Source organism: Bacteroides sp. PHL 2737 (assembly GCF_004115325.2).
GTDB classification, from domain to species: domain Bacteria; phylum Bacteroidota; class Bacteroidia; order Bacteroidales; family Bacteroidaceae; genus Bacteroides; species Bacteroides hominis.
This window is the reverse complement of sequence record NZ_CP040630.1, coordinates 3993996-4005928: the sequence shown is the minus strand read 5'-3', so window position 1 is coordinate 4005928 and position 11933 is coordinate 3993996. Positions and strand designations below refer to the sequence as shown.

12 protein-coding genes, 6 tRNA genes and 1 riboswitch are annotated in these 11933 nt (G+C 48.0%); of the genes, 10 read left to right on the top strand and 8 right to left on the bottom strand.

From position 1 onward, the window contains the following. Window positions 1-29: 29 nt before the first annotated feature. Window positions 30-122, bottom strand: a riboswitch (TPP riboswitch). Window positions 123-304: 182 nt separating this feature from the next. Then, window positions 305-922, bottom strand: a complete 618-nt coding sequence (locus tag DBK98_RS16550) for a superoxide dismutase (protein ID WP_005778049.1) — start codon at window positions 920-922, stop codon at window positions 305-307. Between the two features lie 121 nt (window positions 923-1043). Between DBK98_RS16550 and DBK98_RS16545 the strand changes: the two genes are divergently transcribed. The 8 genes from DBK98_RS16545 (at window position 1044) to DBK98_RS16510 (ending at window position 5410) form a co-directional block, all read left to right on the top strand. After that, the gene (locus DBK98_RS16545) at window positions 1044-3404 is read left to right on the top strand and encodes an ATP-dependent helicase (RefSeq protein ID WP_032536723.1); all 2361 of its coding nucleotides are present in this window, start codon (window positions 1044-1046) and stop codon (window positions 3402-3404) included. Window positions 3405-3521: 117 nt separating this feature from the next. Further along, window positions 3522-4661: a carboxynorspermidine decarboxylase gene (gene nspC / locus DBK98_RS16540; RefSeq protein ID WP_032536722.1), complete on the top strand. Its 1140-nt coding sequence runs from the start codon at window positions 3522-3524 to the stop codon at window positions 4659-4661. 130 nt (window positions 4662-4791) lie between these two features. Beyond that, window positions 4792-4864, top strand: a tRNA-Gly gene (locus tag DBK98_RS16535). A gap of 25 nt (window positions 4865-4889) precedes the next feature. Next, window positions 4890-4971 (top strand) — tRNA-Leu (locus DBK98_RS16530). Between the two features lie 37 nt (window positions 4972-5008). Next, window positions 5009-5092: transfer RNA gene (locus tag DBK98_RS16525), tRNA-Leu, on the top strand. Window positions 5093-5114: 22 nt separating this feature from the next. Further along, a tRNA-Gly gene (locus tag DBK98_RS16520) sits at window positions 5115-5187 on the top strand. 61 nt (window positions 5188-5248) lie between these two features. Next, window positions 5249-5330 (top strand) — tRNA-Leu (locus DBK98_RS16515). A 7-nt stretch (window positions 5331-5337) separates the two neighbouring features. Beyond that, window positions 5338-5410: transfer RNA gene (locus tag DBK98_RS16510), tRNA-Gly, on the top strand. Window positions 5411-5521: 111 nt separating this feature from the next. Here the strand turns inward: DBK98_RS16510 and DBK98_RS16505 are convergent. Both DBK98_RS16505 and DBK98_RS16500 read right to left on the bottom strand, forming a co-directional pair. Then, window positions 5522-6475 (bottom strand): transposase, encoded by a 954-nt coding sequence (locus tag DBK98_RS16505; protein WP_005811090.1) that lies wholly within the window; start codon window positions 6473-6475, stop codon window positions 5522-5524. A 25-nt stretch (window positions 6476-6500) separates the two neighbouring features. Next, window positions 6501-6842: a transposase family protein gene (locus tag DBK98_RS16500; protein WP_005811092.1), complete on the bottom strand. Its 342-nt coding sequence runs from the start codon at window positions 6840-6842 to the stop codon at window positions 6501-6503. A gap of 143 nt (window positions 6843-6985) precedes the next feature. Between DBK98_RS16500 and DBK98_RS16495 the strand changes: the two genes are divergently transcribed. Both DBK98_RS16495 and DBK98_RS16490 read left to right on the top strand, forming a co-directional pair. After that, a complete protein-coding gene (locus DBK98_RS16495) occupies window positions 6986-7351 on the top strand; it encodes a type II toxin-antitoxin system RelE/ParE family toxin (RefSeq protein ID WP_005820449.1) in 366 nt (121 codons plus the stop codon). Further along, window positions 7348-7659 carry a helix-turn-helix domain-containing protein gene (locus DBK98_RS16490; protein ID WP_005820447.1) on the top strand — a complete coding sequence of 104 codons (312 nt, stop codon included), beginning with the start codon at window positions 7348-7350 and terminating at the stop codon, window positions 7657-7659. The genes DBK98_RS16495 and DBK98_RS16490 overlap by 4 nt, the downstream gene beginning before the upstream one ends. Before the next feature lie 210 nt (window positions 7660-7869). Here DBK98_RS16490 and DBK98_RS16485 read toward each other — a convergent pair whose 3' ends face one another. The 5 genes from DBK98_RS16485 to DBK98_RS16465 form a co-directional block, all read right to left on the bottom strand. Beyond that, window positions 7870-8313: an N-acetylmuramoyl-L-alanine amidase gene (locus DBK98_RS16485; protein ID WP_032537110.1), complete on the bottom strand. Its 444-nt coding sequence runs from the start codon at window positions 8311-8313 to the stop codon at window positions 7870-7872. Between the two features lie 218 nt (window positions 8314-8531). After that, window positions 8532-9011 carry an HU family DNA-binding protein gene (locus tag DBK98_RS16480; RefSeq protein ID WP_005806406.1) on the bottom strand — a complete coding sequence of 160 codons (480 nt, stop codon included), beginning with the start codon at window positions 9009-9011 and terminating at the stop codon, window positions 8532-8534. Window positions 9012-9140: 129 nt separating this feature from the next. Next, complete coding sequence (gene dnaB, locus DBK98_RS16475) at window positions 9141-10505, bottom strand: replicative DNA helicase (protein WP_032537109.1); 1365 nt, start codon at window positions 10503-10505, stop codon at window positions 9141-9143. 138 nt (window positions 10506-10643) lie between these two features. After that, a complete protein-coding gene (locus tag DBK98_RS16470) occupies window positions 10644-11264 on the bottom strand; it encodes a hypothetical protein (protein ID WP_005806401.1) in 621 nt (206 codons plus the stop codon). Window positions 11265-11614: 350 nt separating this feature from the next. After that, window positions 11615-11926 (bottom strand): DUF4248 domain-containing protein, encoded by a 312-nt coding sequence (locus DBK98_RS16465; RefSeq protein ID WP_032537108.1) that lies wholly within the window; start codon window positions 11924-11926, stop codon window positions 11615-11617. Window positions 11927-11933: the final 7 nt, after the last annotated feature.

Below are 11933 nucleotides of genomic sequence, written 5' to 3'. Positions count from 1 at the left end.
ACAAAGAGAGTGCATGCGGAGAGAAACGATAAGAAGAAATACACAATCCCTTCGGCAGTACTAACTGCATCAGGTTCTTAGGGTATGATCTCAGCCACCGGGTGGCACCCCTTTGTCTTTACGGGAGCAAAGTAAGTGAAAAAGGAGATAAGAAAAAAGTAAATCAGGGATTATTTCACCACGGAGTAGGCAGAGAGTGGTGCAGAGGAAACAAAAGACGCAGAGGACACCAGAGTCAAATTCGTTCTTTTCCCGAATTTGAAACTCTGTGTCCTCTGCGTCCTCTGTGGTGAATACTTCTGAATTACAGTCGTTTTTCCACTACATCCCAGTCGATGATCTCCCACAGTTTATTTACGTGGTCGGCCCGTCGGTTCTGATAGTCGAGATAATAAGCGTGTTCCCACACATCGAATCCCAGTAGCGGTTTTAGTCCGGCACGCACCGGGTTGCTTCCATTGGCTTCTTTGGTGATATGCAGTTTCCCGTTTTTATCCACAGACAGCCAGGCCCATCCCGAACCGAACAATCCTACGGCAGCCGCATTAAATTCTTTCTTGAAGTTCTCAAAGCTTCCGAAGTCGCGTTTGATGGCTTCTCCCAACTTACCTTCCGGTTCGTTTTTCGCCGGTTTCGGTGCGAATTGCAGGAAGTAGAGTGTGTGGTTCAGCACCTGTCCGGCATTGTTGAAGATGGCTCCGTCGGGAGCCGAAGCTACGATGGCTTCTACTGTTTTTCCTTCAAATTCGGTGCCCGGAACGAGGCTATTGAGATTGTTTACATATGTTTGAAGATGTTTACCATAATGGTAATCAATGGTCTGCTGACTGATTACAGGTTCCAACGCATTGTTTGCGTACGGAAGTTTAGGCATTTCGTAAGTCATGGTTGTAAATATTAAAGACATTAATAATGTATTCATAAATTCAAATCTTTTATTTCATTTCTATAAATATATAACGGGATATAGGGCCTAAATGTTCGGAGTTGTCCAAACTTTCCTCTATCTTTGCCAGTGAATAGAGATTTAACAGATAAATTTTATGCCCGACTATATCGAAGAACTTAATGAAAGCCAGCGTGCAGCGGTGCTCTACGGTGATGGTCCTTCACTGGTCATTGCCGGTGCCGGTTCCGGAAAGACACGCGTACTTACTTATAAGATAGCCTATCTGCTCGAGAACGGTTACAATCCTTGGAACATCCTGGCACTGACTTTTACTAACAAAGCCGCCCGTGAGATGAAAGAGCGCATTGCCCGGCAGGTGGGCGAACAGCGTGCACGGTATCTCTGGATGGGTACATTCCATTCGGTGTTCTCCCGTATTCTTCGTGCCGAGGCATCCCACATCGGGTTTACGTCACAGTTCACCATCTACGACTCGGCGGACAGCAAGAGCCTGCTCCGTTCCATCATCAAGGAGATGGGGCTTGACGAAAAGACCTATAAACCCGGCAGTGTACAGGCTCGCATTTCCAATGCCAAGAACCATTTGGTGTCTCCTTCGGGCTATGCTGCCAACAAGGAGGCTTACGAGGCAGATGCTGCGGCCAAGATGCCTGCCATACGCGACATTTACAGCCGTTACTGGGAGCGTTGCCGGCAAGCCGGAGCAATGGATTTCGATGATTTGCTGGTCTATACCTATATTCTTTTCCGCGATTTTCCCGAAGTGCTGGCGCGCTATCGTGAGCAGTTCCGTTATGTGCTTGTCGACGAGTATCAGGACACCAACTATGCGCAGCACAGCATTGTGTTGCAGCTCACTAAGGAGAATCAGCGTGTTTGTGTGGTGGGTGACGATGCGCAGAGCATCTACTCTTTCCGGGGAGCCGACATCGACAATATTTTGTATTTCACCAAGATATATCCCGACACAAAAGTCTTCAAGCTTGAGCAGAATTACCGTTCTACCCAGACCATCGTCCGTGCAGCCAACAGCCTGATCGAAAAGAACGAGCGGCAGATCCCCAAAGAGGTTTTCTCCGAGAAAGAACGGGGGGAAGCCATCGGTGTATTCCAAGCCTACAGCGATGTGGAAGAGGGCGATATCGTGACCAATAAAATCGCCCAGCTGCGTCGCGAACACGATTATGGCTATTCTGATTTTGCGATCCTTTACCGCACCAATGCCCAGAGCCGTGTCTTCGAGGAGGCCTTGCGTAAGCGGAGCATGCCTTATAAGATTTACGGCGGCCTCTCTTTCTATCAGCGTAAGGAAATAAAAGACATCATAGCTTATTTCCGTCTGGTGGTCAATCCCAACGACGAAGAGGCGTTCAAGCGGATTATCAATTATCCGGCACGCGGCATCGGTGATACTACGGTGGGGAAGATTATCAAAGCCGCCACCGACAACAATGTCAGCCTGTGGACTGTGCTGTGCGAACCCATCACTTACGGACTTACTATTAATAAAAATACACACACCAAGTTGCAAGGCTTTCGTGAACTGATCGAACAGTTCATGACCGAGGTGGCGGAGAAGAATGCCTATGAAATAGGTACGGCAATCATCCGCCGGTCCGGCATTATCAATGACGTCTGTCAGGACAATTCGCCCGAAAACCTGAGCCGCAAAGAGAACATCGAGGAACTGGTGAACGGTATGAATGATTTCTGTGCCATGCGTCAGGAAGAGGGGAACACAAATGTTTCACTGATCGACTTTCTCTCTGAAGTATCCCTGCTCACCGATCAGGATTCCGATAAGGAGGGAGATGGTGAGAAGGTGACTTTGATGACGGTGCATTCTGCCAAAGGGCTGGAGTTCCGCAATGTATTTGTGGTAGGGTTGGAAGAGAATCTCTTCCCCAGTGGCATGGCGGGCGATTCACCGCGCGCGATGGAAGAAGAACGCCGCCTGTTCTACGTCGCCATCACCCGTGCCGAGGAACACTGTTTCCTCTCGTTTGCCAAAACCCGTTTCCGTTACGGAAAGATGGAGTTCGGCAGTCCCAGTCGGTTCCTGAGGGATATCGACACCCGCTTCCTGCAACTTCCGCAGGAGGCAGCTTTAGGTCGTAGCGTTGACGAAGGAGCCGGCCGTTTCCGCCGCGAAATGGAGGAGGGATACTCCCGCCGTCCGTCTGCCGAGCGTTTTTCTGCTCGTCCGTCTGCCGACCGTCCGCAGCGTGAACGTCCGAAGGAGCAGATCATTGCTCCGACCGTCCCCCGTAACTTGAAGAGGGTGAGTGGTACCACGGTATCCCCATCGGCAGCTCCCGGAGCCGGCATTACAGGTGTACAACCCGGGCAGACCATTGAACACGAGCGTTTCGGCATAGGCCAGGTGATTCGTGTCGAAGGTTCGGGCGACAATGCCAAAGCAACGATCCATTTCCGTAATGCGGGCGATAAACAGTTGCTGCTGCGTTTTGCGAGATTTAAAGTAATAGAATAATTATTCACCACAGAGGACACAGAGTTCACAGAGCTTTTATTTTCCGGGTTTATAGAAAGATCTTAAATTTTTCCTCTGTGTCCTCTGTGTCCTCTGTGGTGAACCTTGTAGTTGACTATGATAGATTTTACCCAATTTCCCTCTCCGTGCTATATCATGGAGGAAGAATTGCTGAGAAAGAACCTCAGTCTGATAAAGAGTGTGGCCGACCGGGCCGGAGTTGAAATCATCCTTGCTTTCAAGTCTTTTGCCATGTGGCGTTCATTCCCTATTTTCAGGGAATACATCGGACATTCCACGGCAAGCTCCGTCTACGAGGCGCGCCTGGCACTCGAAGAGTTCGGCAGTAAGGCACACACTTATTCTCCGGCTTATACCGAAGCCGACTTTCCGGAAATCATGCGTTGCAGCAGTCATATCACGTTCAATTCCATGGCGCAGTTCCACCGGTTCTACCCGATGACCGTGGCCGGAGGCAGTGACATTTCTTGCGGCATTCGCATCAATCCCGAATATTCCGAAGTGGAGACCGAACTCTATAATCCGTGCGCTCCCGGCACCCGTTTCGGCATCACTGCCGATCTGCTGCCCGAACGGTTGCCGCAGGGGATCGAGGGTTTTCATTGCCATTGCCATTGTGAATCATCTTCGTTCGAACTCGAGCGTACTTTGCAACATCTTGAAGAGAAGTTCTCCCCGTGGTTCTCTCAGATAAAGTGGCTCAACCTGGGAGGCGGACATCTGATGACCCGTAAAGATTATGATACCGGGCACCTCATAGGCTTGTTGCAGGGCTTAAAGAAACGTTATCCGCATTTGCGCATCATCCTTGAGCCCGGTTCGGCTTTCACCTGGCAAACCGGGGTACTGACTTCCGAGGTGGTAGATATTGTCGAGAGCCGTGGTATCCGTACCGCCATTCTTAACGTCAGCTTTACCTGTCACATGCCCGACTGTCTGGAAATGCCTTATCAACCGGCCGTTCGCGGGGCGGTGATGGGAGAGGAGGGACCGTTTGTCTATCGGCTCGGAGGTAATTCCTGCCTGAGCGGAGACTATATGGGTTCCTGGAGTTTCGATCATGAATTGCAGATCGGCGAACGTATCGTTTTTGAAGATATGATACATTATACGATGGTAAAAACAAATATGTTTAACGGGATTCACCATCCTGCCATTGCTTTGTGGACGGCGAGTGGAAATGCTGAAATCTTCAAGCAATTTTCCTATGAAGATTATCGCAATAGAATGAGTTGATAATCAAAACATTTGTCGTTTGGCAAAAACAAAATGCACATTTTCCTGAGAAAAAAGTATCCCGAATGCTTGCAGATATCAAGAAAATGCCTACCTTTGCAACCGCAATCGAGAAACAACGGTTGCAAATGCGGAAATAGCTCAGTTGGTAGAGCATAACCTTGCCAAGGTTAGGGTCGCGAGTTCGAGTCTCGTTTTCCGCTCTCTTTGAAATGTTGGAAACCTTTTGCCCAGGTGGCGGAATTGGTAGACGCGCACGTTTCAGGTGCGTGTGTCGAGAGGCATGCAGGTTCGAGTCCTGTTCTGGGCACAAAAGGTGAGAATAGTTCAAAGCTTTAATCGAGATTGGAGAGGTGGCGGAATTGGTAGACGCGCTACTTTGAGGGGGTAGTGACATTACTGTCGTGGGAGTTCGAGTCTCCTTCTCTTCACATTCTTTATTAAAGTTGTTTTGCGGAAATAGCTCAGTTGGTAGAGCATAACCTTGCCAAGGTTAGGGTCGCGAGTTCGAGTCTCGTTTTCCGCTCAACAAGAACGTCGGTTATCTGTTCCTCTCCATTTAAACAGCAGATTCCTGATTAGTCAATGCCCAGGTGGCGGAATTGGTAGACGCGCACGTTTCAGGTGCGTGTGTCGAGAGGCATGCAGGTTCGAGTCCTGTTCTGGGCACTACATTGCGGAAATAGCTCAGTTGGTAGAGCATAACCTTGCCAAGGTTAGGGTCGCGAGTTCGAGTCTCGTTTTCCGCTCAAAGAAAAAGGAAGTTGAATCATTTGATTCAGCTTCCTTTTTTTTGTTTACCGTTTACCGTTGCTTTAAGATAACAGTGGATCAATGTAAAAATCTGAGGGCTTTTCTTTTTATGCATATAATTTGGCGAGTCTGTACAAGAAAAATGCTTTATCTCTTACTCCTCTGAACTGTGCCCTAAACGCTTTGATTTTAGCATTAAATGATTCTGCTGCTGCATTGGTAGCCCTTCTTTCAAAGAAGTTTATTATATTCAGATAGTGCGTTTGTATAGAGCGCGCTACCCTTCCAAAGGTGAGGAACTCCGATTTGTCTACTTCATCATACCACCTTGCAAGCCTTGTCAAAGCAATATCTTTAAACTTACACTGATGATAGATTGAGCCTAACCGCATGGCCAGATAATATCCCTTCTTTATATCGGGATATTCTTTAAATAGAATCTCGGCCCGTATCCTTTGTGACTGAGTCCATAGCGATTCTTTTTTGTAAAGCAGATAAATACTCCTTGCCAGCAACTGTTTTCTTGTATCTCCATTAGCGAAAACGGGCGCATGATACATCTTTCCGCAGGCCTTTGCGTAAGCAATCTGTATGGACTCTTCGTCCAAAGCCTCCCAGCGAGCTTTCACGCGCATCTCCTGAACAGCTTCATAGGCTAATTTCTGTACATGGAAACGATCTGTAACGCGTTTGGCGGCAGGGAAGCAAGTCCGGGCAATCTGTGCCATATTGGGGGCCATATCCAATGTTATCTCACGTACCTGGTAGCGACGACGACGGGAAAGTTTAAGCAGGACAGAGGTGACTGTACAAACAGCCGTACCTTTAATGATAGCGATAATACTGCCTTTACCACCGTGAGCCTCTTTATTAATCAACACAGTATAGAGTTCTCCACGAGAGAGAGCCACTTCATCAATGCAGACGTAGGCACCAATGTTCTTTTCAAACAAAAGCCAGTTCTCTGCGTGGGCAAGCTGCTCCCAGTGGAGGTAGCCACTTAAATGGTTACGGTATTGACGTTCAAATAAATCCCCGTCAACGCCATATAAAGTACCCAATAACTTGCAGCTGATCGGATAATTATCAATATAGTTCTTTTAAAAAAAACGCAAAATCCTGCGTCATACGAGTACCCTCAGCTAACATGCGCCAGTTACGGCAGATATACTCATTGCTCTTCTTTAATATCCAGCGACGACGGCGAATGTTCAGATACACTTTCTTGCCACGAAGGGGAAAGTCCTGGACAACCACTGGATCATAAAAGCCTTTGCTCTCAGTGCCCTCACCGGCATACTGCTCAGGAACCAGATTATTCTCTTCAAGGTAAATCACAATCTCATTCACGCTTTCCTTCACATCAACAAGAGCAAAGTAATCCAAGGTGCCTTCAGGAAGAAGAAGGCGATAACCATTTAACTCCATTTTCTATAAATTTGAAGGCAAAGATAAGAATTTATAATTTCACCCCTCAGAGTTATTCATTGATCCATAACAGTCAGCGTTAAATATTCGCAAGAGTTTATATTTTGCTTGTTTAATTGTATCTAATTGGTTACATTTGTGGTATGAAAGCAACAGATAAGAAAGGTAACGATATACGTGAACTTTATTTCTCGGATGAATTTGTTGAATTCTATAGTATGTTACAGGATAAAGTAAAGGTTAAATTTGAGCATACGATGGATATTATTAGAACTGAGTATGTACTTAGCACGAAGTTTGTGAAGCACTTGGAAAATAAAAATTTATACGAGATGCGGGTGTCTGTAAATACCAATGAATACAGAACTATTCTTTTTGCTGTTGATAATGATAATATCATTCTTTCAAAAAAAATACTACTTCTGAATGGTTTCTTAAAGAAGTCCACAAAGGATTATAGTAAACAAATAAAGATTGCAGAACGAATATTAAAAGACTTTGAGCTATGAGAAAGTTAGATGAAAATAAATTAGCCGGATTGCATACGGCAGGTGAACTGCTGGACAGCAAATATGGGGAGGTCGGAACTGAGTCTCGCACAACTTTTCATGAGAAGTCAATAGCATGGTATTACGGCGAGATATTACGTGATCGCCGAAAGCAATTAAAGATAACTCAACAGGAACTGGCTGAAAAGGTTGGTACTGCAAGAAGTTATATTGCCCGTGTGGAAAAAGGAGAGACGGATATTCAAATTTCAAGTTTTTTCCGCATAGCTCGTGCTCTTGGGATAGAGTTTACTCCTACGTTTTTATGATTGAGCAAGAATGATTTGAATAATAAATTTGTTTTATGTTTGTGAAGCTGAGATTTTTTAATAGTTTAAAAATGAACGAGGGTTCACCACAGAGTACACGGAGTACGCAGAGTTTTATTGCTAATGAACGGAGCTCACCACAGATTACACAGATTTATCTATTTCTCAATCTGTGATAATCCGTGTAATCTGTGGTGAGCTGTGGTGAATTTAAAAGCTTTCCTCTTTCACCTCAAAGCACGGGCATGCCTTGATCCACTCTTCGGGTTCTATCTCTCCGTTTCTGTTCAGGTCCGGACTCAGATCCCTGTGTCCGCACAGCCTGCTTCCGGGATACTCCTTCAGCAATACTCTCACCAGTACCCGCATTGAATGTTTTTGCCATTCTGTCCGGGTGTCTTTGGGTCGTCCGTTGCAGTCCAGCCCTCCTTCGTAGCAGATGCCTATGGAGTGTGCGTTGAATCCCTTGGCATGTGCCCCGGCCCGTTCCACCGGTCGGGTAGTGATGATCTTCCCGTCCTTGCGTATGTAGAAGTGATAGCCCGCTCCTTCGAATCCCCGTCTTCGGTGACACTCCTCCAGGTCATGCTCCGTGAAGCAGCGGTCTTCTCTGGTTGCGGAGCAGTGAATAACAATCAGATTGATTTCTCTCATAGTTCCGGTTCTATTTTTCGGTGTTCCCCCCGCGGAGAAACATCAGGAATGCCAGTAGGCATTCCAGTATTTTTTGTATTTTCTTCATTGTTTTTGCTGTATTAAGTTTCGTTGTTTCACCACAGATTTCACAGATTATCACAGATAAAGATTTATTTTCTCTGTAATCGAATTTAAAATTTAAATCTGTGTAAATCTGAGTAATCTGTGGTGCGGATTTATGCCGTCGGGTCGTCCACAATGCCCCCGTCTCCGCTTCCTCCGCCTTCCGGAGCGCCTGCCGAAGCCATGGCAAACGTCACGTTGTTCGGGCTTCGGGTCATGCTCCGGCTGGCGTTCACCAGCTTCATTGCCTTATCGGGTATGAACCGCACGTTCACCCGCTTGATATTCTTCACCGTGCACTCCTTCTCGGTTTCGCCCGGCAGGCAGGTCAGCGTCATGTGGAAGGTTCCCAGTCCTTCTATTTTCACTTTGTTTCCTTGCGTCAGCACCTTTCGCAGCTGTTCCACCAGCGCCTCTATGGTGTGTTTCACATCGCCCGTTGTCAGGGCGCAATTGGTCTGGATATCTTCCGCCAGTGCGTCGATATCCATAATTTTGGCTGTTCCCGCTTTCTGGCGGATGTAATACAACACGGGAGAGTTCTCCTGATTGACATACTTCTTGCGCTGATAGCGCTCCACTGATACTTCCATACAATAAAAAGTTAAGGTTTAGGTTAATAAATTTCTTGTCTCAATCACTACGTAAAGATACGAAATCAAACAGGCAAAGTCAAGTAAAATGATGAAAATAACGATGTGTAGGTTAAGAAAACGGAGCCTCTATCTGGCATTCTTTTTTATCCATTCCATGGGCGGAACGTAGTCGCCTATTTTGGTCATGCTCTTGTTGTGTCCGAAGTATACGTTTCCCGTTTCCCCGTTGCGGTGTTTGGCGATGATGGCTACTCCCAGTCCCTCCGTCGGATATCCGCTTTGTTTGTCTGTTGCCAGATGTGCCAGTGCCGGACGATAGAGGAGGAGCACCAGGTCCGAGTCCTGTTCGATGGCTCCACTCTCACGCAGGTCGGCTAATTCCAGACGTCCGTACGCCCTGTTTTCGGAGCCACGGTTGAGTTGGCTTAGCAAGATGACCGGGATGTGCAGCTCTTTGGCCAGCAATTTTGCTTTACGGCTCGCCTGCGCCACCTCTTGTTCCCGGTTCCGGTTGGTTTGTTCGGTGCGCATGTCACACAGTTGCAGGTAGTCTATGATGATAAAGTCACACTTCCCTTTGCTTTGCAGCAACCGGGCGCTCGAGCGTACACGGTCTATGCTCATATCCGGGTTATCGTCTACGCAGATGGGGAGCCTTGCCAGTTCTCCGGCCGTTTGCCGGGCCTGTAGCCATGTTTCCTGTGATAGCTTTCCGCTTCGCCAGAGGTATGGGTCCATTTCTCCTGCCGACAGGAGCCAGCGGTCGCCCAACCGCTCGGCTTGCATCTCGAGGCTGTACACCACCGTGTGGTGTCCGGCCGCTGCCGCAGCTTTTGCCAGATGGAGTGCAAAGGCGGTTTTTCCCACTGCCGGACGGGCGGCGATGGTGATCAGATCGCTGTTTTGCCATCCTCCTGTCATCTTGTCCAGTTCGGCCAGTCCGGTGGGGATTCCGGTCACTCCGTCCTTGTTTTTCTGCATGCGTCCTTCCGCTTCGGTCAGGGTTGCCTGCATCAGCGTGTCCATATCGCGCAACTGCCTGTTGTGCCCGCATGCCCCTTCCAGCCTGTCCAGCAGGTTGTGTCCATCCACCAACGTGTCTGTCAGGTCGATGGTTTCGTCGCCGGAGAGTGTCAGCAGTTTGCTGAATCCCACGATCATTTCCCTTCGGATGTACTTTTGGTGAACGATGCGTGCGTGATATTCCAGGTGTGCCGAACTTGCCACCCGGCTGCTCAGTTGGGTGATGTAGAACGGCCCTCCGGCATCGTCCAGCTTTCCACGTTTGCGAAGCTCCTCGGTGGCGGTGAGGATGTCGATGTTCGTACCGGCGTGGAACATCGCCTGCAATGCGGCGTAAATCAGTTGATGACGGGTGACATAGAACATTTCCGGTTTCAGCAGTTCGTCAATCAGTGCCATGCCTTCTTTTTCAATCAGGCAGGCTCCGAGGATGGTTTCCTCGAGTTCGGGTGCTTGGGGTTGTAACATAATGTTTGGATGGTATATGGTTTGGGGTATAGTTCACCACAGAGGGCACAGAGGGCACAGAGTTTTAAGCTTTTATTATGGGATATTGAAGAGAGAGAAATTTCTCTGTGCCCTCTGTGTCCTCTGTGGTGAATAATCTTAAAATTCGTATTCGTTCAGAAACGCCTTATCTTCCAGATATGTGGCTGCCTGTTTACAGAAGCGTATGTCCTTTTGGTGGGTGTAATACTCCTCGATGTTTTCCAGTGCCAGTTTCTTTTCCGTTACCGTCAGTTTTTTCCATTCTTTCCGGGCACGGGCTATGTTTATCTTATCTTTTTGGGTGACCCGGTGATAAAGATCCCAGAAGCCGGCAAAGCCTTCCGTCGCATGGCTGTCCCGGGTGGTGGCGGCTTTTTTATGTCCGGTCCAGAGGTCATAGTCTGTTACCCGGAGCAGGGTGATTCCGGCGGGATTCTCTACCACCTCCATGATTCCGGATTTGAACAACGTTTCGAAGAAGCGGCGGGTGCGGTATCGGCTCCATCCCAGTGTCTTTTCCCACTGTTTGTAGGTATATACGGTTTCACCCCGCCGGCAAACGATCCGGTTGCCTTGTACACAAACCTCCGTATCGGAGTAGTTGACCCGCGTCAATACCTGTATCCATGCTTCCAGGTAGCCCTCGGTTTGCGATCCGGTTTTGAAGAAATCTTCGATCATGGATTTGGGAATCAGGATATATCCTTTTTTCAGAATTGTCTCGGTCGGTGCGTTCATGGAATTTCGTTTTAAAGGTTATTGAATGTGCCGTCCTTTCCCGAACGGCATGACAAAGCTACGCATAGAAGGGCAAGGATGCAAAAGATTGGTGCAGATTGGTGCAAAAGTGTACGGCGATCCCTATTGCCGTCCTACGCACACTCTGCCGGGGTGAAACCGAGCCTTGTTTTCACCCTTTCAGACCCTCTGTTGCCGTCATTCAGAGCCTCCAAATCACCAACACGGACACCAGCTTTTAGGTTTGTAGTCCGTTGTCCGTCAGTTGTTTACGGAGGCTGTTCCGGAAGCCGCCAACAGGCAGACCTGCACATAAATAAATAATAAGCAAAAAGATATATTAACATATATCAGCCGAATTTGCGATCGGCGAACAGTTTTTGGACCCGATCCTCCGGATGTTCGCGTAGCCATTGGTACACCGTGTCGGGCATTCCCCAATGCTGTATCACGATACAGATTTGCCGGGGTGTCAGCAGTGTATTGGAGCGTTTGTATCCTGCTTCCAGTAGTTCGGCATGCAAGTCCGGATATCGTTCTATCTGCTCACGCATCTGTCTGCCCGCCGAGCGGGGATAAACACAAGTTGTAAAATACGCCATCGCCACGTCCGACAGCAGGCAGCTTCCACTCAGCAGCCAGTCAAAATTTAAGTCTTTCATTCTTGTT